11 protein-coding genes are annotated in these 21,849 nt (G+C 40.5%); 3 read left to right on the top strand and 8 right to left on the bottom strand.

Annotated elements, in window-relative coordinates; all coding sequences use genetic code 11:
- Nucleotides 1–9 precede the first annotated feature (9 nt).
- From BMY50_RS19255 to BMY50_RS19225, 7 genes are all read right to left on the bottom strand, one after another.
- The gene (locus BMY50_RS19255; protein ID WP_093327719.1) at nt 10–3,447 is read right to left on the bottom strand and encodes a TonB-dependent receptor; all 3,438 of its coding nucleotides are present in this window, start codon (nt 3,445–3,447) and stop codon (nt 10–12) included.
- A 114-nt stretch (nt 3,448–3,561) separates the two neighbouring features.
- The gene (locus BMY50_RS19250; protein WP_093327717.1) at nt 3,562–4,749 is read right to left on the bottom strand and encodes a FecR domain-containing protein; all 1,188 of its coding nucleotides are present in this window, start codon (nt 4,747–4,749) and stop codon (nt 3,562–3,564) included.
- Between the two features lie 65 nt (nt 4,750–4,814).
- Nucleotides 4,815–5,399: an RNA polymerase sigma factor gene (locus BMY50_RS19245; RefSeq protein WP_093327714.1), complete on the bottom strand. Its 585-nt coding sequence runs from the start codon at nt 5,397–5,399 to the stop codon at nt 4,815–4,817.
- Between the two features lie 321 nt (nt 5,400–5,720).
- The gene (locus tag BMY50_RS19240; protein WP_093327710.1) at nt 5,721–6,878 is read right to left on the bottom strand and encodes a PepSY-associated TM helix domain-containing protein; all 1,158 of its coding nucleotides are present in this window, start codon (nt 6,876–6,878) and stop codon (nt 5,721–5,723) included.
- A 155-nt stretch (nt 6,879–7,033) separates the two neighbouring features.
- Entirely contained in the window at nt 7,034–9,478 is a 2,445-nt protein-coding gene (locus BMY50_RS19235; RefSeq protein WP_093327707.1) for a TonB-dependent receptor, read from the bottom strand.
- Nucleotides 9,479–9,600: 122 nt separating this feature from the next.
- Entirely contained in the window at nt 9,601–10,632 is a 1,032-nt protein-coding gene (locus tag BMY50_RS19230; protein ID WP_093327704.1) for a glycosyl hydrolase, read from the bottom strand.
- Between the two features lie 532 nt (nt 10,633–11,164).
- Nucleotides 11,165–13,555 carry a PDZ domain-containing protein gene (locus BMY50_RS19225; protein ID WP_093327701.1) on the bottom strand — a complete coding sequence of 797 codons (2,391 nt, stop codon included), beginning with the start codon at nt 13,553–13,555 and terminating at the stop codon, nt 11,165–11,167.
- A 361-nt stretch (nt 13,556–13,916) separates the two neighbouring features.
- On the opposite strand from BMY50_RS19225, the gene BMY50_RS19220 reads away from it, so the two are divergent.
- A complete protein-coding gene (locus tag BMY50_RS19220; protein ID WP_162276638.1) occupies nt 13,917–16,007 on the top strand; it encodes an alpha-L-fucosidase in 2,091 nt (696 codons plus the stop codon).
- 61 nt (nt 16,008–16,068) lie between these two features.
- On the opposite strand, the gene BMY50_RS19215 is transcribed toward BMY50_RS19220, so the two are convergent.
- Nucleotides 16,069–17,097, bottom strand: a complete 1,029-nt coding sequence (locus BMY50_RS19215; RefSeq protein ID WP_202907888.1) for a GntR family transcriptional regulator — start codon at nt 17,095–17,097, stop codon at nt 16,069–16,071.
- Nucleotides 17,098–17,294: 197 nt separating this feature from the next.
- Between BMY50_RS19215 and BMY50_RS19210 the strand changes: the two genes are divergently transcribed.
- Both BMY50_RS19210 and BMY50_RS19205 read left to right on the top strand, forming a co-directional pair.
- Nucleotides 17,295–20,321 (top strand): SusC/RagA family TonB-linked outer membrane protein, encoded by a 3,027-nt coding sequence (locus BMY50_RS19210; protein WP_093327695.1) that lies wholly within the window; start codon nt 17,295–17,297, stop codon nt 20,319–20,321.
- Between the two features lie 23 nt (nt 20,322–20,344).
- Nucleotides 20,345–21,844, top strand: a complete 1,500-nt coding sequence (locus tag BMY50_RS19205; RefSeq protein WP_093327692.1) for a RagB/SusD family nutrient uptake outer membrane protein — start codon at nt 20,345–20,347, stop codon at nt 21,842–21,844.
- Nucleotides 21,845–21,849 lie beyond the last annotated feature (5 nt).

The raw sequence follows: 21,849 nt of genomic DNA, 5'->3' as shown, positions 1-21,849 counted from the left end.
ATATCTTTTCTAAAAGCCAACATTAAAACCAACTGTAATTACCTTGGAAATAGGGTATCCGCCATAATCTACTCCTGGCGTAAGTGCACTGATTCCGCTCACGCTTACTTCTGGGTTATACCCGGTATAATTGCTAATGGTAAATAGATTCTGTGCGTTAGCATATACCCGTACTGCTCGAAGTGAAAACTTTTCTATAAGGCGGCCGGGGAGATTATAGGCTAAGGATATGTTTCGTAAGCGGATGAAAGAACCATCTTCTATATGGGTGGAGGATATATTGGCACTGGCATTACTGCTGCTATAGCGAGAGAGATCGCGATTGGCGCGAGGGGTAAAACCATCTCCCGGATCTTCAACGGAACGCCAGCGGTTGTTCATCTCCTTTAGACCGTTGGCAGTTCCTGCAAAATTAGCGTAGAACCTCCTCCCAAGATGCATAATTTCATTGCCTTGTACACCTTGTATCAAAAAGCTTAACTCCACACCTTTATAAGAAAAGGTATTCGTGATACCGAAAATATAATCGGGCTGTGGGTTCCCTAAGATGGTGCGATCGTCTATACTCAAACGCCCATCTCCGTTTACATCTGCAAAGCGAAACTGGCCTGGTTTTGAATCGGCAAAACTTGGATTATTATCGATCTCTTCTTGTGTCTGGAAGATGCCGATTAGCTGGTAGCCGTAAAAATTACCCATGGGCTTCCCTATTTCTGTAATATGGCTGTTCGTGATCTGTTCGTAATTGCCGAAGAGCGGTTCGCCACTTGGCCCGAGTGCTAATACCGTGTTTCGATTGAGGGAGAAATTGAGATCGGTAGTCCATTTCAGGTTATTAGTGAGGTTTTGAGAGGTAAGGCCAAATTCCCAGCCTTGATTTTTTACTTTCCCGATATTTTGTCGGGCAAGGGTGTATCCGGTTAGGGAAGGCACAGGAACATTCAATAAAAGATCGGAGGTGATTTTTCGATAGTAATCGGCAACGAAAAACAGACGACCATCGAAGAGCCCTAATTCCAGGCCTACATCGAGCTGACGGTTCTTTTCCCAACTGAGATTGGCATTGCTAAGGGTGTTTGGCCCAATACCGTTTGCAATGGTACCTCCTTCTCCGCCGAAAACATAATTTCGCATCGATAATAGCCCCAGATGATCATAGTTGTTAATAAAATTATTTCCGGTGAAACCATAGCTGGCACGCAACTTAAGTTCTTGGATAAAGCTGAGGTTGTCCATAAAACTTTCTTCCGATAGCCGCCAACCTCCCGAGAAAGAAGGGAATACTCCCCAACGATTATTGGAGCCAAAGCGTGAGGATCCATCTCGCCTGACGGTTGCGGTAAATAAATATTTGCCGTCGTAATTATAATTTACCCGTGCCAGGTAGGAGAGTAACGACCATTCGAGTGCCGATGTGGAGGCAGCCGATACAATGCCGGCATTGATGGTCTGCACGAGATCATTCGGGAAATTGGTAGCGGAAATGGCAGCGATATCGGCACGAACCTTTTGCGCCGTAAAACCTGCGAGGGCATCTATGTGGTGCCGATTAAAGTCTTTTGTGTAATTTAAGGTGTGTTCTACCAACCAATTATAGGATTCCTGTGAATTATAGTCGGCAGTGGGAATCACGGGCGCAGGGTTTCCATCAAAGCCAACAGTGGATGGGTTGAATGTATTCTGTTTATAGTTTTGTAGATCGGTACCTACCAATAATTTATAACGTAAATGATCGGAAAAGGAATATTCCCCAAATAATGTGCCCAGCAGTCTAAACTGATTGCGGTGCCTAACGCGTTCGTTTGCTACTTTTACAGGATTTTCCAAGCTGCTAAATCCATTACCCAGGGTAAGCCCCGTGGTGTAGCTGCCATCCTCGTTATAAACCGGAAGGTGGGGAGCCATCATCAATGAGCTCAGTACAATTGCACCATCGCTAAAATGCCCTTCTGCTGTTACCGGATTGCTAACGGTATAGGCGGGTGTTAAATTGAGCCCTATTCGGAATTTCTTAGAGGCATTGGCATCTAGGTTTACGCGGAAAGAATAACGCTCAAAATCGGAATTTAGGATAATCCCATCTTGTTTGTAATAACCCGCGCTGGTCATGTAATTTACGCGTTCGTTACCACCCGAAAAGGTGAGCTGCAAGTTGTGTGTGGGAGCTGTGCGTAGCACTTCTTTTTGCCAATCGGTGCCTTCACCCAGCGCCGCTGGATTTTGCAGTGCCGGCAAAATCTGGTAAATAGCGCCTCGTTCTTCATTGGGTGCGCTGGGATCGCCACCAGCATCTATCCAGGCATTATTACGGGAATCGATGATGTATTCGGCATACTCTTGCGCATTCATCAGGTCCATATATTTAGTGACGCGCTGGAACCCGGTATAGGCATCCAGATCAATCTTCATTTTTCCTGATTGCCCGCTTTTGGTGCTTACGATAATCACACCATTGCTTCCCCTTGATCCATAAATGGCTGTGGATGATGCATCTTTTAATACTTCAATAGATTGTATATCGTTTGGATTTAAGGAATTCAAGGGATTGTCGCCTTGATTATAATTTGCAGTGATGGGAAAGCCATCAATCACATATAGTGGTTCATTGCCCGCGCCGATAGAACCCATCCCTCTTATCTTTACAGCGATGCCGCCCCCCGGTGCTCCGGTTGTTTGCGAAACTTGTACGCCCGGCATTTTACCTGTGATAGCGCCATCTAAACTAGGGCTAGGTAAATTTTGTATTTGCTTTGCATTTACAGAAGAAACGGCGCCTGTGAGATCAACGCGTTTTTGAGTGCCATAACCCACGACCACGACTTCATTAAGATCGGCGGCCTGTTCTTGCAATATAATATTTAGTGTATTGTCTGCACTTATGGCACGTTCTACAGTGCCATAACCAATCAAACTGAAAACGAGCACTGCCTGTGGATTGGATACCTTAATGGCGTAATAACCGGTTGCATTGGTACTTCCTGCCGTGCGGGCATCTTTCAAGCGCACAGTGACTCCAGGTAAAGGCTGCTGCTGTTGATCGGTTACCCTGCCGGTAATTGTTCTCTCTTGTGTTATGTTATTCCCTGCGATGTTCTTGATGATAATATTTTTGTCGACAATCTCATAACTTAAGTCTTGATTCCTTAATGCTTGATCCATCGCTTCTTTTAATGTAGCTTTTTGTAGGTGGAGGCTTACCCGAAATGCATTTCTTATCATATTAACATCGTAAAAGATGTTGTAACCACTTTGCTTCTGGATCTCTTTAAAGATACTTGTTAAAGGTGCTTCTTTTCTCTCTAAGTTAATGTGTTGAGCATAGGTAGTGGCGTTTACTTCCAATAAGCTTATCAATAAAACAATTAACGCTAATTTCATAAGAAGTAAAGGTTTAAAGAGCATGCTACTCTTCCACCGACGGAAAAGTGCAGTATTTTTTTTATACATTTGATTTTCGGTTTATTAAATGGGCGATATACGTTTATTAATCCGAGTCTTATTTAAGTTTTGGCCAGGGACGTTGAAGCCGTTCCTGGTCTTTTGCTTAAATAAGGCTATTCATCAGGGTGATACCATAACCCTCCTTTCTTTTACTTGAAAATGAACAGATCCGGTAAGCTCAATGGCTTTTAGCAATTGATGGAAATCTTCGTAACGGGAAATGGTACCGCCAAACGTTTTACCGCGCAGATTGCCACTGTACTTTACCTCAATGTTATACCATCTTGCAAGCGTATTCATTACGGTTGTTAATTCTTCATCTGCAAAAAAGAAATAACCTTTCCGCCAGGCGGTGGCCTCTTCTATGTCAATATCATGTACATTGATATTTTCGGATTGTGAAAATGTGATAGCTTGTTGGCCGGGTTTTATTTTTTTTGATTTTACCAGGAGTGAACCGCTTACCAGAGTGGTCTTTATATTTGCTTCATCTTGATAAGCGCGCACATTAAATTGGGTGCCTAATACTTTTATATGCGTTCCATTAGCGTCCACCATAAAAGGCTGGTTTTTGCTCTTGGCAACATCGAAATAGGCTTCACCTAGTAATTGAACGCTCCGCTGGTGTTTGCTGAAGCGAGTTGGATAAGTAAGTGAGGAGCCGGCGTTGAGCCATACGTTCGTGCCATCCGGCAGTGTAAGCTCAAACTCACTTCCGTAAGGTGTGCTGATGGTGTTTTGAGCAACGCTCGTATGCTGGATGGAAGTAACTTCGTTTATGTATGATAGTTTCCCTTGTTCTTTTTTTATCGTCGTGCCTAATTGCTGTGAAAGAGCTTTTTCAGATGTTGTATCGAGCGCGATCTGTTTCCCATTGCCCAAGGTTAATATGGCTTTTTTTCTCCCGGGAACGATGGATTTTGATAAATTGCTGGTGATATCGGTGTGCGTAACACGGCGATCGGTTGGCTTTTGTTGCACATATAAGAAAATGCCCAGGCAAACAAATGCGGCGGCACCGGCAATGAAAGGCCATAAGGATTGAATAAGCTTTCTTTTGGAAGCATATTTAGGGGGCGCAATGCGTGGATCAGCCAAGATTTGATCATAAATCCGTTCACTATTAATGCTAAGGGGTGTTTTTTGCGCGGAGGCATGCCAGATCTCGTCAATCGCCAAAGCAAGTGTTTCTTCTTCCGCTGTTTCTTGAATAAGTTGTACCAGCTCGTCAAATTCAGCTTCGCTGATTGCGTTATCCATGTAGGCGCGAAGCAGGGGACGTAAACGATCAATAGGGTTCTCCTCCATTGGTGCGTGAAAAGATTGTTTATAACTGGTGTATATTATTAAAACGGATGAAAGGCTTTAGCGAACTAGTGGAGCAGAAAAAAAATAAAAAATAAGATAATATCATGTTTGACAAAATGTGCTCTTAATGTTTTTAACGCACTTACTAAGTGGTTACGAACGGTATTTCTTGAGATATTTAGTTGGAGAGCAATTTCATCGTAAGATAAATTTTCTATTCTGCTTAACTGAAAGATGATGCGCTGTTGTGGTGGTAAAATATTGATGGCCTCTTTGGTGAGGTTTTGCAAGTCGGACATCAGAATCTGTTCTTCCGTTTCGTTCGTGCTGTCTAGCTGTAAGAACTGCAGCCTTTCTTTGAAGTGCTGCTCGCTGCTTGCTTTGCGGAAGGCATCAATAGTGAGCCGGCGCGCAGTTAGGTATAGATAAGGATAAAGGGGGAGCTCTCCCTTGAGGTGCTGCCTGTTTACCCATAAACTAACGAACGTTTCCTGTAATATTTCTTCACTTTGACAGGAATCTTTTAGTAAAGCAAAAATAAACCGGTAAACCTTAAGATGTAATTGCTGATAAATTTTCCTGAATGCTGCCTCACTGCCCAATTTGAGCTGCGCGATTAAATAGGGATCTATAGGCTCATGTGATGCCATCGTTAGGATAATTAATTGGTTGGTAATGAAGGTTTATTTTACATCCTGAATAAACAAAGCTATATAAAAATTAAATAAATTGGAGATAATTAATGTTTTCTTTCTTCTATAATATCTTTTATGTGATGAATGGTGAGCATGTAGGCAACTATTAAAAACTAACGCGAATGATGATGTGAAGTTAACTTTCGCTGCCAAAAAAGGCTGCCAATTTAAGGGTAACCCTATTAAATAAAATTAAAACCGAGAGGTAGTTTTAAATGGGATATGCTGCCGTAGAGGATGTCTAAAAGGCCGCGAAATGACAGCTGTAGGCAAAAGTTATTGTAATATTGGTTGTTTTGCATAAACGACCATTTTTTTGCCGGCCTTCTTTGTTTTCTTTTTTCTTTTTAACCAAATGATAAAACCGGTAATAGGCAGGCTGGCGCCAATAAGACAGGATAAAAAAGCTAATATCTTAGTGGGAAGGCCGTATATACTACCGGTATGGATAGGAAAAATAAGCCGCCGTACTTTCATACCTTGTGACTGGCTTTCGTAAAGTTCTTTTTTGATTAGTTTACCGGTGTATTGATCAAATAACAGTCGATCAACCACATTCGGTACGGATGCATTTGTTTGCTCCTTACTGATCTGGATGATGGGAGATGCCTTTTCGGGAAGCGATATCGTAATGTCACTGTTATAGGGGAGTAGTTTTTGCGCCTGCATGTAGGTCTTCTGTAATACTCCCTGCGATGATGAGCTTGCGCCAGCATAATAAGGTATTGCCAGTTTTTGAGGTCCTTTGCCATCAAATAAATAAAAGATACCATCATTGAACCACTTGTAACTCCAGGTAAGGCCTGTAAAGGCAATGATCAATAAGATAGGTAAGGTATAAAAGCCTCCCACGGCATGTAAATCCCAGTTTAGCCTTTTAAATTTCGCATCCCATTTGATCTTCAATCGCTGTTGTAGGATCTTTTTGTTCTTGGGCCACCACAGGATTAAGCCGGTAAGGAGGATGGTGAGGTATGAGAGGCAGCAAACACCGGTAATTGCTTTTCCTATTTTGCCTAAGAATAATTGTCGGTGAAGGTCTTCAGCCATTGTAAAAAGATGCCTATTACCGGCAATCTTTTTTTCGAGCTGCCCTGTATAGGGATTAATGGCTAAAAGTGTTCGTTCTAACCGTGTTCCTGTCGTCTGGAAAAGTATATTACGTTGGCTGATTTGATTGGCGGGTATCAGCATGGAATGAAGGGTGTCTTCTTTAGCATATAGGGTTGCCTGTTGGGCTAATCTATCAAGTGGCAGAGGCGTCTGATCAGGAACAGGCTTATCCATATAGTAAAACGAATGATACAATACCGGATCTAACTCTTCTTCGAACACTAATATAGCGCCGGTAAGCGCGGCGATGCTAAAGATTAGGCCTACCGCTAACCCCAACCATAGATGTAGCCAGCTGATTATTTTTTTTGCATTTTTCATTCGAATAATTGTTCTTTTAATGGCAATGAAGCTTGCACAAATTATTCATCGCCTTCTGTATATGGCAATTTATGCAGGTTTCATCCGTAAATAATTAGTTCGTTCATCTTTTACTTTTTAAGGAACTCATGAATCGCAAAGCGGTTTTTATCCATCTAAAATGTATAACCAAGTGACAGCATATAATTACGGGGGGCGCCGGGAAAAAGGCGTACATAATCAAATCCTCCTACCCAATAAACCTTGTTTAATAGGTTGTTCATATTTACGGAAAGTTTAAATTTGTCAATGCGGTAAAATAAAGCAGCATTGGCCACCCAGTAAGCAGGAAGCTTTAGGATATCTGTATCTGTGTTTCGACGGGTCGCATAGTTAGCGCCTAAGGCAAGGGCGAAACCTTCGAGTGTTTGACCTGTAAAGGCATACTTCATCCAAAGATTACCCTGGCTTTTAGGCGCGTTGGGCATGATGGTACCTACCTCTTCCGCATCATCGCTTTTAGTGATTTTTGCCACATTATAAGAGAAGTTGGCGGTAACACTAAAGTTGGGATGTACATTACCGTAAATATCTAGCTCTATCCCTTTTGCTTGCTGCTGACCTATTTGTCGAAGTAGATCCGGGTTGCCCTCGGCGTTTGCATTCACGAGGATGTTGTTTTGTTCAATACGATAAAAGGCGGTATTTATCGCCAGGTTTTTATGAAAGAATTCCATTTTTGCACCGGCTTCAATCATATTACTTATTAACGGGTCAAAGGGTCCACCGTAGGTCTCTGGATCACCAATGGTACCGGCACTTTGTGGTTGATACCCTTCGGTATAGGTGGCATAAAAACTCACCGGTTCTAGCGGTGTATATACTAGACCAACGCGTGGGATAAATGCTTTTTGTTCTACTTTTTCTTCATTTTCTTTCGTGTAATTTAAGATATCGGTATAAAATTCTTGCCTAAAACCTAGTAATGCCTGCCATTTGCCCCACTTAAGCTGCTCTTGTAGATAGATTCCATTTACATAGTATTTAGTAGGTGTTTCCTCGCGCGATACATTGAGATAATTGGAGATTTCGGAGATGGAATAGTCGGGGTTGGCCAAATTAAAATAGGGCACATTAGGAACCGGCATATTGTTTACGATCATGTATTTTGCACTATCTGCCGGCTTATAGGTGCTGATGGTGCTTTTCCCATCGCGACTTAAGAAACCGTTTGCATTATAGGTGGAGTTGCCTTTCGGAAATACTTCTTGAATATAATCATAACCGACTAATAATTTATGTGCTAAAGGGCCGGTATTGAAATTGAAATTAAAATAAGTAGTGAGGTTGTCAATGTAGTTTTTGCGAAGGCGTCTGATGGTTTGCATGCCCATAAGTGTGGGGATCTGATTCCCCTCTTTATCTACACCATAATTATTGGATGTACGATGCTCTAACAGGTCTTCATCGTAATAAGATTTTAAATAAGAGGCGTTGAAACTGATATTGTCCGTGAATTGATGTTGAAGGGAAATAGTAGAAAAGAGATTAAGTTCTTTCTGATAATCGTTTTTGCGCCCAATGGCAAAAGAAGTAGGCGTTGAATAAAGATCAGTGCCCTGTGAAGCACCAAAGATAGGCTGGCCACGATCTAACCGCCCTTTATTATACTGGTATACCAGATCGAAGTTGATGCGTGTACGTTCATTGGGGATGAAGGAGAACGATGGTGCAATAACCATGGCCGTACCGTCTTGCAGCATGCGGAATGATTCTGCATTTTGATAAGCGAGATTGAGTCGGTATAACAGATTTTTATTCTCGGTAAGCGGTCCTGTGAAGTCTAATGTGGTGCGATAGGTATTGTAGCTGCCGGTAGTAAAATTGATAGATCTTCTTGTTTCATCCAAAGGTTTTTTTGTAACGGTATTAATGGTGCCGCCGGGATCTGTATTTGCAAATAGGGCAGATGCAGGCCCTTTGATTACTTCAATACGCTCCACATAAGGGAGCAGGTTCTGCGCCCAACCCCTTGTTGAAATGCGTAAGCCATTTACAAGGGTATTGCTGGCGCGAAAGCCGCGTAACACAAAGTCATTATTATTGTAGGAGTATTGGTTCACACCGCTTACATTTTTAATGGCATCACTGGTTTTGAAAGCTAACTGATCGTCAAGGGTTTCTTTCGTAACGTAGCTGATTGATTGAGGTATTTCTTTAATGGGAGTAGCTGTTTTTGTACCACTGAATGAGTTGGTGTTCTTATAGCTACTTTCTTTTCTGCCGATCACTTCTACGGATTGGAGCGTTTCATTTGTCGGTGAAAGAGCTATTGTAAGTTCTTTGGATACATCTTGAAAAATTTCGACCGATACCTGTTCTGTGTTGTATCCTACAAAACGGAAAGTGAGCTGGTAGGTGCCTGGAGGAAAAGAAAGCGCAAACTTTCCTTGATCGTTTGATTTAGTTGTTAAGCGATTGTTTACCGCTACGGTTACACCTTCTAATGGTTCATTTTTGTCATTGGTGATAGTACCTTGAAGCGTTGATGGATGTTGCTGTGCAAAAATGACTTGATAGCACAGTATGAAGAAAAATAGAAAAGGGCCAAAGGCTTTCATGCTAATATACAGTTCAGTTGATATTTATTTGTATTAAATCTAAATAACAAAGTAAGTGTATTGGTTACACTTTACCAAAATTATTTTGAATTAATCTAAATAATTACTGATACGGTATGCTATTAATAATGGGCCTTGTAGTCTGTGATTTCTTTCGCCCACAATTTCGGAATATAGTCGCTATAAGGTTTAACCCAATCGAATAGTCCGTAATATGATTCCGAATTTTTAAAAACAGGCTGATTAAATAACTCATAAATAATAAGCGCTTTAACTTGAGGGTTATTTTTACACTTAGTAATAAAACTATTTAAAAAATCTCTCTGTATTTCGTCTGCTGTAGTCCCTTTATAGTTTCTTATATTGACCTCTGTAAACCATATGGGCTTGGTAAATTTCTCAGATAAAAATTGTGAAATGTCTGTTATGTTATAAGTTTTTAGTGCGAGCTTTTCCATATCGTCATACCAATGGTAAGCTACAATGTCGAAATCCACTCCATATTCCTCCAGCATTAATAAATATTGATAATGCATCCAACAAGCATTAATCATAGTTTGTGCATTATTATCGACGGCTTTTATTCCATCATTCATTCCTTTTAGATGTGCTGCTATAATTTTAAATTTAGCAGTATCATAGTCTGAACGGGAGACACCTGATTTATTCGGTAAAATACACTTGTTGTCTAGCTCGTTAGCAATATTATAATATATAAAGTCATCTTTATAAACAGAGGCATATTTATTGGCACGATCATAACCCGCTTGGTACGACTTTGTTTCTGTATCATTGAAGTCTAATTTAGCCGGAACCATAGGAAGAATCGTGATGCCCGCTGAGTCAGCGGAATGCTTTAATTCTAGGTAACGTTCATGCATGTTCATTTTACCAGTACTCGGGCTTATAGCAGCACCTATCCGGTAAATGTTCATGCCAAGGGATTTAATTAATGTGATTTGAGCAGCAGGAGAAAGCTTTTTGTAAGCCTCCTGATTAAGAGGATGGCCAACCACACCTAAATGTAAGCCTGGTTCTAGTGGATTGGTTGGATTTAATGAGCTATCGCCACCGCCGGGAATAGGTTCTTTTGAGCAGGCTAGAATAATCGATAACAAGCAAATTAGAAGAAGGTCATGTAAAACTCTTTTCATATATATGTTTTAAGGTTACCGTGAAACTCCAAAGAAATCAATAAAGGTTGTCGGCTAAATAACTGATATTATGCTTCAGTAAATTTTCTGAGTTTCATTTAAATTATGTTGAGATAAAAATAGAGAAAAAAATGTAAATTTTAGAGAAAAAATGTGTTTATATGTGAAATGTGTATAATTGTTGTAGGTTAATAAAAAATTTATTAATTACAATTATTTGATAATCAGATATATGTGTGTTGTTTGTAAATTATTCATTCTCATTATTTCTCACTTTTAAGCTGAATTTTGTGAAATATTGTTTCGGTGATACATATTATTTTGACGGTTCAAATGCTTCATTTTATATACCCTTTGTAAGAGTTATGAGGATTTATGATTAAAAATTTTCAACTTAAATTCTGATTATTAAATACTCTCGTTAATTACTGTAGGCTGGTTGTTGACGGAATTTTTTACTGCATAAGTAAAAGTATAGACGAATCAATCAAAGCAAGTTGATTTTGAATGGGTATGAACTAAACTATTAAAATCATTCGTTAACAAAAATTTCTTGTTGTTTTTGATTACGATATATAATTAGCTTTAGTTGATTTTTATATTGATCTTGTTTTAAAACATTGGATAATTCCTGAAAATTCTTTGTTTGCCGGTCATTACAAGCCACTATGACATCGCCAACCTTTAGGGTGCTTTCGAAGAGAGGTGAGCTGGTAGGGATGTCTATTGTGAGGACACCGGCAATAGTTGGTAAACCTGCGGCCGACTGTTCACCTAGGGTCTCTACATTCTTAAAGATACTTTGCTTCCACTTGAAGGTCTCACCAGTATCAGGGTTGCTTTGCGTAATTAATAGAGGGATTTCAGGCTTTTCAGCGAGCTGTATTAAACGGTCGCTGGTAACGCCGAAATGCTGCATGTCAAAACGTTTAAAGGAGGTATTTGTTGTATTGTTTAAATTGAAATCTCCGCTGTTGGGATTGATAAAGGAAGAAGCGACAACCATGCCGTGATGCTCAATGCCTTTCGCTTGGTCTTGCTGCAACGCAGCAGGTGCTGTATATATATTATAATCAACGGTGTCTCCCCAATAATTAACTTGAATGTCTTGGTGTGCTTGCATAACAAGGTTGTTTTTGAAGACGTCATGACTATTTTTGAACCATACGTGCGGATGGAAACCATTATTTACCATCACATTATTATAAACTGTCCTGTAGAAACCTTCGCGAAGCTTTAGTCCGCCACTTAGGCAGAGGTTGTTGAAAATGGTGTAATTTGTAGATCCGTCGTCTAAATCAATGTCCCAGCCATGGTCACATTGGAAACGATTGTTTTGAATAATGGTGGTTTTTATAGCATCCAATTTTACCCATGCTGGATGTGCATCCGCAATCGAATCCATCGTTGCTCTATTGGGATGCCAAAAGCGGTCTCTTCCCCATGAATTAAAAGCGCCGTGATCGCTTGTTTCCAGTACGGTATTGAATACATCGTTATGATCTAGCAAGTGACCGCCCCAAGTACCATCACCAATATTGATGCCTGCTCGCGGTACATTATAAATAGTATTATGGCTTACCTGTATGGCTGACGCCATCGAGATTTGTACGCCTGCAACCTGTTTTTCTATGCGTCCTATATTTCGAATGAGATTGTCTGTTATCTTACATTCGGCGGGATATTGGTTTGTTTTTGGTCCGCTTATCGTATCCATTCTAGCTATAGGCACGAATTCTTCATAACGAAAGGAGGGAGAGCGTACCGCTGCTGGATTGCCTACCACATTAATGGCGCCCGCACCAATATTTTCTATCAGATTGCCAGCAATTTCAATTTTTCGATTATAATTGCTTACAAATAGTGCGTTACCACCGAGATCAGTGAAATTCGACTGGAGGATTTTACAACGTTCTGCCCCTTCAATTTTAATAGCCCCTTGGCGGTAGATGGTCCAGTCACTTCGAAGGAGCGGTTCCGCAGTCTTCATAAAAGTAGGGGCCGTATGAATAAAGCTGATACCTTGGATGGTGATATCATGAATAGGCTGCTGTTCATTACCTAGCAGTGTAACGAGGTTTTCTAGATGGGACGCTTCGAAGTTCATTTGCTCGATGTGTTCTCCCGGTGCAGGGTAATAATAAAGTATGTGCTGTGTATTATCGAGATACCACTCCCCTTCGTGGTCAAGCTCTTCAAATACATTTTCTACATAACGATAGGTTTCGTGCATGGCACTGGGTCGGTTGTTCTGTTGTCCGCCAGTTAATTGAAGCTCTCCAAGCGCATTTTTTCCACTAACTTGATAATGAAAACCTCCCCAACGGCCCACATGCAATGCATGCACGTAAGCGCCTATGGGATTTTTCCATTTTTGTGTTCTTTTTAAACTCATTGCATCCGCTGCATAACCGTTAAATGGTAGGATTTCAGCATCATAGTTTGGATATCGTGCCCGGATTAAGCTTTTATTGTTGGCAAAAAGGCTTTCAAAGGTTATCCCGTTTGGAACCGTGGCTTTCCAGATTTTATCATTATGCTTCTCCCAAGTGAGTTCAAGTGGAATACCTGCGCTGAGGATGACCTTTTGACCTTCTGCAGCCTTAATGATATAGGGAGCTTGGGTCGTTCCTGATTCTATTGCTCGAAATACCAATGGCTTATCTAGATAATAAATGCCTTCTTCAATGACTAATTCAATGGCACCCTGATGTCCCTCTTTTTTTAGTTTGAGAATGGCTTCTTTCGCTGTTGTGGGGCTTGCATAAGGGGTGTCTTTGGTGCCGTTGTTTGTGTCTTTGCCTCTTTTTGAAACATAAATACGTGTTGTATTACTATTTCCACATGCCATGCAAAAAGTGACTAATAGGCATGCTATAAGGAAGTGTTTTGCTTGTACGCTGAAGGGCCGAAGACATTTCATTTTTTGAGCGTTTAATAAACTGGGTTTATAACAGGATAATGGTTCTCTACGCAAAATATGCTTATTACAAATGTGCGATTTAGCCCGTTTTTCTCATTATGCTTAATTAGCAAAGTAATATGTAATATTAGCAATAGCGAATTCCATTGATTATTTTGGCTATTATTGAGCTATCTTATTAAAAGGGACATTTTTTCTTCTTCTTTTAAATGAAAAGAAGCTGTTTTTGAAAAGGCATGTTTCGTTTATTTTTTTATTATTGAATATCTTATTCGTATAAGTGTTAAACCTTAAGCAAATATATCAAATGATCGTTCGCTGGAGTATGCTAAGAAGAAAGCTTTGCTTTCTGTTAATAATAATGTTTGCGACTAAACTTGCGGCGCAGCCGGGTCCGAAAGAACTTAAAAGATGGCAAGACGAGCGGTATAATATGTTTATACATTGGGGTGGTATCTATTCGGTATTAGGAAGTGTTTGGGATGGTAAACCGATTACAAGAGGTTTGGGAGAACAGATTCAGGCGCATGCGGGTATTTACAGCGATAGTTATGCAAAGGTTGCTGAACAGTTTAATCCAGAAAAATGGAATGCCGATTCGGTGGCGCTACTGGCTAAAAATGCAGGGATGCGGGCGATTGTCTTTACTTCGAAACATCATGATGGTTTTTGTATGTGGAACACACAAACAACAGATTTTAATGTAGTAAAAGCGACACCTTATCAACGAGATGTTATCAAGGAGCTTTCGGCGGCATGTAAACGGCATGGAATAAAACTAGGACTTTATTTTTCTAATATTGATTGGCATTTTCCGGAAGCTTCTCCGATTTCCAGCCATAACTCTGATTCTATACCACCTCTTCATCATCAGTATAATCTCGCGCAGATAAGGGAGCTGTTAACAAATTATGGTGAAATAACCGAATTGTGGTTTGATATGGGTTCGAATACTTTTGAACAAAGTAAGGAGATGAGGGCACTGGTACATCAGCTGCAACCAAATTGTATGATTGGCAGTAGATTGGGCAACGATATGGGAGACTTTACAGTGATGTCTGATAACCAGCAGCCCGACTATGAAATAGGAGTTCCTTGGCAGTCTCCAGCCTCCTTTTTTGACGAAACCTGGGGGTATAGATCCTGGCAGAAGTATGTTCCGGAGGAAGAAAAGTTTAAAGAGAAGCTCACGAGTTTAATTAATGTAGCGAGTAGGGGAGGAAAGTACTTACTTAATATAGGGCCCAAGGGAAATGGCGAAGTGGTGCCTTATGAAAAAAAAATATTGTTACGAATAGGCAAATGGTTGGATACAAATCAGGAAGCTATTTATGATGTTAATCCCGATCCCTTTCGTGAAATCTTCGATTGGGGAGCGGTTACCAGTACGCCTCACAAGATCTATCTGTTAGTGATGAAACAGCCGAAAGATAATGTGATTTACTTGCCCCGTATACATGGCCATGTGACAACCGCATCGATCTTTGGTGAACCTCATTTAAAACCCGTGCTTGCTAATAAAGGGAATGGACAGATTGTTCTTCAACTACCTGCAGATTTCTCCGTTGATGCTGATTTTAAAGTCATTGCTCTGTCTTTTGATAAAGGATATGAAATCAGTCCTACACATCTTTTGACTTTGGGAAACAAACCACTGTTACTCAATCATCAAAATTCGTTTAAATATTATAGCAATTCTGGAATTGATTATAATAGTCGATTTAAAAGCACCGTAAAAGAGTCGTGGAATTTAAAGACAGCGCATGCGAAAACGATCAAGCCTGTTTTATGGTATACGGATCAGGAAAGGGGTAAAAAAATAGATCTTACCTTTGATGGGAAGCAAACGACTGTTGAATTAAAAGGAGATAAAGCAATTGTTCTTCAAGGAGATAAAACTGCTGTGAGATGGGAAAAAAGTTATGTGGCTGGGCCATTCTTTGAGGGAATCGGTGAGATCAATTCACAGGATCCGTTACTGGACATGCATAAAAATTGGAAGAACAAAGCATGGATAGAAAATCCCCATGCTGGTAAGCTTAAACTTCCGGCAGATAGGATGGCATGTTATTATTACGCACAAAAAATAATAGCTGATAAAGAAACGAGCGTATTGATTAACTTGACATCGGCTGATGGAATAGCGCTGGCACTAAATGGAGAGAATTTGTTACTTCATAATAATGATAAGCGGGCAGGTGAAAAACAGGACGTGGTGTTGCTTAAATTAAAGAAAGGTATAAACCAGTTACTTATTAAGTCGAATAATATGTTTCAGCGGCAGGTAGTAATTGAAGTGGATCGGAACATTCCCCAACAACTATACCGCAAAGTATTAACGCCAATCAATGTAAATAAAGGCAAGGTTTATTCGCTGAGTTGGGCCCTGCATCAACCCTTTACGATACATGAAACGATGAATATGGTAAACCTTTCCTTGGATCTTCAATAAAAACGATGTTGATTACATGGAAGGCTTGCCAATCATATATAACACATACAGAAGGATTGGCTTATAAAGACTGGCGAAGAATGACCTTGGTAGGATTCCGCTGTCTGGTAATCTGCTTTTTTTCAATGGTTTCGGCTACTTGATTAGCCATTGCCTCAAAGTCTGAAGAAACAACTGTAATACCACCTTCCAAAATTTCTTTTACATCGGTATCGTTATAAGAAATAAGCCCGATGTCTTCTCCTAACAGGTATTTTTTCTGGCGAGCTAATTTTATGAGCGCAACATCATCCGTATCGTATCTACTGAAGGTTATATATACATTTCCCTTTTGGAAATTAGCAGCGGATACTTCATGTTGTATAACGTATGGGTACTGGTGCTGTTGGCAAAATTGCAGAAATCCATCGATTACTAATGTAGCATGGAATGCCGCAGCGGGTACAATGAGTATAAGCTGTGTATACTTGGCTAATTGAGACTTTACTTGTGTAAGCGCGTCATATATGTCTAACTTGAAATCTTGATAGATGGAAGAATATTTGCCTGTTAAATGTGGTTGATCGAAATCGATCAGGATTCTTTTAGCAGGCGGAATGTGGTTAAGGATCGTGGAGACATCTTCTTTTAGATAGGCCGCTACAACAAAGTGTGTATAGCTTTGAAGGTTTTCGGTGATCAATTTTTCAAATACCTTTACATTGTGATGGTGAAAGTATACATCAATATCTGCTTTATCTTTTATCGCTTCGAAAAGGGTGTGATAAAATTTATCGCGCATAAGATTCATTTTATCAAGCAGCAGAAAAACACGAAAAGTATGTTCAACCGACTTTCTTCGTACATAATACCCTTTCCTGTAAACCGACTCAATAATACCTTTTTCAAGTAAATAATTCAGGCCTTTTAAAACAGTTTCCTTACTGATATGAAACTGCTTTTCAAATTGTTTTAACGAAGGTAACCGATCGTTAATATGTAATTGATCTGTTTCGATAAGCTGTTGTATATGATCTACCAGCTGCAGGTATTTCATGCGCTGACTGGAGGAATCACTCTTCTCTTCTAAAGATTTTGTTGTACTAGACATGTTTTAAATGATTAATAAATTGATAGGATATGCATGACCACACCAAACCAATTTTTTATGATATTTTGATCTTATAAATCAATATATTATACGAATATAAAAAATAATTTGGATTTTAAAATGAAACTGCCTATAATTGCTTGCTGGTATTAATTACCAGACCAGACCACACCAATGTAAACTAATTATGGCTAACCATGCGTAAAATTCTATTAACATTTCTCTGTGCAATAATCGGGATGGGAACCGTACTAGCACAAAAAAAACGGACGATAACCGGATCCGTGACAGACGAGATAAGCGGAGCAAACCTTCCTGGCGTTACCATTTCGGTAACGGGTAAACAAGTGCGTACTAAAACGGATGTGGAAGGCAAGTATAGACTGGATGTTGAGCAGGGCGACCAATCACTGCTTTTTTCTTTGATAGGCTATGAAACGTTAACGATTCCTTTAAAAAGCGATCAGTTAGTGTTTAAAGTGCAATTAAAGGAAAAAAATGAAGTCCTGAATGAGGTAGTAGTGGTGGGTTACGGTACGCAGCGGAAAATAGAAACAACGGGTTCTATTGCTTCGGTGAAGGCCGATGAGCTGACGCAGATGCCGGTTGTAAATGTGGCCCAAGGACTACAATCGCGCGTTTCGGGTGTTCAAATAAATCAGAATTCGGGCTCGCCGGGTGGAAATGTGAGTGTCCGGATACGTGGAACAAATTCTATTAATGGAAATTCGGAACCGCTTTATATTGTAGACGGGATTCAGATTTCAAATAGTGGGGGAATCAATGATGTGAGCCCGCTTTCTACGATCAATCCGAATGATATTGAATCGGTTGAGGTACTCAAGGATGCTTCTGCATCAGCTATATATGGCGCGCGGGCTGCAAATGGAGTCGTGCTGATTACTACAAAAAGAGGTAAGGAAGGCGCTACCCGCATTGCCCTGGAGAGTTATTATGGCATACAGAAGGTTGGTAAAAAACTTGACCTGTTGAATGCAGCTGAATTTGCTACCTTAGAGAATGAGGTTTTTAAAGATAATTATTATCCAGATCCTGCTTCTTTGGGTGAAGGGGTAGACTGGCAGGATCTTATTTTTCAAAGTGCTCCTATTAACAACCAGCAACTAGCTATAAACGGTGGAAACGACAAGACGCAGTTATCCCTGTCCTTAAATTATTTTAAACAGGACGGGATTATTGTAAATTCTGATTTCACACGCTATTCTTATCGGCTAAATGTGGACCATAAGATTAGTGATCGCTTTAAAATAGGGACTAGTATTTTAGGTAGTTATTCTACTAATAATGGTGTTAATGCGGGTGCCGAAACCTTAGATGGTGGCGGGGTGGTAACCGGAAGTGTTTTGGGGGCAGCGGTTGGTGCTCCTCCTGTACTACAGGCCTATCGGCCTGATGGTTCGGTATTCCCATTTGGCGAGCAAGGAAATGGTAGGTATAGGGAGGTAGTAAACCCACTCAATTTCACAGAAATCTTACAGCGTAATAACATTAAAAGGACCTTAATCAATTTATTTGGCGAGTATACCATTTTGCCGGGTTTGGTTTATCGCGCATCCTTTAATTCGGATATTGAGAACCGTTTATATGACAACTATTCACCTCTATCTATTCTAAATGCTGCAGATGTTAACGAAAATTCCGGTTCGGCATCAAAGGAGAACCGCGACTACCTCAATTTACTCCATGAGAGTTTATTAACTTATACAACGAAAATAGGAGAGGACCATTCGTTGAAATTTACCGGTTTGTTTGCTACGCAAACCGAGAGTTATAAGATGAACAGAATCAGTGCAACGGGATTTCCGAACGATGCCACTGTAAATGAGGCGCTACAGCTTGCTTTAAACCAGACGGTATCAAGCGAAAAAACGTCACAGCGCTTGGATTCTTACATGGGCCGTATCAATTATGGTTTTAGGGATAAGTATTTTCTGGATGTAACGGCAAGGGTAGATGGGTCGAGTAAATTTGGAGCAAATAACAAATATGGCTTTTTCCCGGCAGTATCTGGTGCCTGGAGAATTAGTGAGGAACCGTTTTTAAAGGATGTGCAAGCAATTTCTGATTTAAAACTGCGCGCCAGCTATGGTATTAGTGGCAATGCAGGAGGAATCATCCCGTATCAGTCGCTTGCAACGGTGGCTGCTAACAGCGGCTACAATATAGGCAATACCTGGTTAACAGCCATTGGACCAACCGGTATCGCGAATCCGGATTTGCGTTGGGAAAAATCCAAACAACTGGATATCGGGCTCGATGTTAGCCTGTTCAACAATAGGTTATCGTTTGTGGCAGATTATTATCATAAACGTACCGATGATTTGCTATATGTGCAGGCACTTCCGCTTTCTTCCGGATACGCAACGATGATAGGAAACTTTGCGTCTTTGGAGAATAAGGGCGTTGAAATAGCGGCGAATGCGACAATTTTTGATGGTGATTTTAAATGGTCGGTAGCGGCCAATATGACCATAAATAGAAATAAGGTGTTGGATTTAGATGGTGGTGTTACAAACGAGCGATTTATTACCAACTACACACTTCTTAAAGTGGGAGAGCCCCTGGGTGTTTTTAAGACATACGTTTTTGATGGGATCAACCAAAGTGTAGACGAAATTGTGCCGGGTTATGATGGTCGTGTAGGCGGGCATAAAGTGAAGGATATTAACAATGATGGAATTATTAATTCGAACGACCAAATCATTACGGGAAATCCTAATCCTAAATTTATTTACGGCTTTTCTACCAATTTAAGTTACAAGAATTTTGATTTAAGTATGTTCCTGTCGGGAACACAGGGCAATGATATCTATAATATCAGTAGGTTATCATTTGAAAACCCAATTGGGCAACGAAATCTGTTTAAAGGAGTGGTAAATCGTTGGACACCGGAGAATCACAGCAATCAATATTCTAGCCCCTTTGTTGGGGGAAGATTACCCATAAGCGATTATTCCATGGAAGATGGCTCTTATTTGCGTCTGCGTAATGTGACCTTGGGATATCGCTTATCGGGATTGAAAGGGGTGTTGAGTGATGTTAGGTTTTATGTAAGTGGCAATAACCTTTTTACGATTACTGATTATTCGGGTTATGATCCGGAGGTAAACACTTTTGCGGGTTCGAACAAGGAAATTGGTGTTGATAATTTGGTTTATCCGCAAGCTAGGTCGTTTATAGCAGGTATTCAGGTAAATTTTTAAGGGCTGTTTAAATTTAATTGGTTATGAAATTTTTTAAATATAAAAACATTTGGAAATTATTGTCGGTATTGATAATAAGTTCTACCTATACTTCTTGCAGCATGGAAGAAGATGTATATTCTTCTATCATTACTGAGACTTTTTATAAAACAGCGTCAGATGCTGAGAAAGGCCTTTTAGCTGTATATAGTGCGATGGGCCCTCTATACGGCGGTCCTGCTGCAACCCTCGTGCCCGATCTAAGCAGCGATCAGGTTTTTCCACGTGCGGTGGTTGGCCGAAATTCCCTAACGCTTTTTACGCTAGATCCAACCTATACAATACAGCGTAGTCAAGGTAGGTTAAACGAATCACCACAGCAGATTTGGACATCTTGCTACAGTGGTATCGAACAGGCAAACTGGGTACTTACAAAGGTGCCGGAAATTACGATGAATGAAACCAGGAAAACGCAAATCTTAGGTGAAGCGCACTTTTTGAGGGCTTTTTATTTTTGGATGCTCACAAAAAATTTCGGTGAAATCCCCGTGAAAATCACGCCGAGTGTAACGCAGGCAGAGGCTTATACACCTAAAAGCGCCTTGCCGGAAGTGTATAGCCAGATATACAGCGACCTGGATAGTGCTTATGCTGCTGGTTTACCTTCTTACCCTTCTATAGTACCTGGAAGACCATCGCGGGAAGCTATTTATACCCTTTATGCGAAGGTGGCACTATACAATGAAGACTGGTCGACAGCACTGGAAAAAGCGCAATTGGTGATAAGCTCAGGAACTTATTCGCTCATACCGAATGTGGTCGATTTATATGCATATACAAAGGAAGATGATGCGCGAAAGGAAATGATCTGGTCTTATGAATGCGATCCTATTTCGCCGGGAAATGGCCACCAGTTGGTTGGCCTGTGTGGTCCATCGGGTAGTGGAGGGGCAGAATATGCGCGTACCTCTTACGGTTCCATGTTTGCTTATATGTCGTTTTTCAACTCTTTCGATCCGAGTGATCAAAGAAGAAAGATGTTGGATACTACTTATCTGAATAGAGATGGAGAATGGGTTGCGCAGAGGAATATTTCTCCTTTTACGCCGCAAGCGGTTTTAATCAAAAAATACCAAGATCCGGTATCGACAACGGGCACGATCCGGAATATTCCAATTTTACGCTTAGCCGATGTGTATCTAATTGCGGCAGAGGCAGAAGCAAGATTAAATGGACCAACAACGACGGCTTATGCTTATTTAAATACTGTTCGTACACGTGCTGGTCTACAGGCCTTAGTACCTGGTTTAGGGAATGAGGGCTTTATTGATGCGGTGATACAGGAACGGGCTTGGGAATTCTTTGCAGAGGGAGATCGCTGGTACGACTTAACAAGAACGGGTAAATTTATGACGGTTATACCAACGGCTACAAACGATGTGTATCCGCAACGAAATGTGCAGGCAAAATATAGGTATTTCCCAATACCACAGGATGAAATAAATGCTAATAGGGAATTGGTGCAAAACCCTGACTGGAATTAATGGTC

It is taken from the genome of Olivibacter domesticus, assembly GCF_900109575.1.
Lineage (GTDB): Bacteria > Bacteroidota > Bacteroidia > Sphingobacteriales > Sphingobacteriaceae > Olivibacter > Olivibacter domesticus.
Note: the sequence above shows the minus strand (reverse complement) of the source record. Positions and strands in the feature narration are given on the sequence as shown.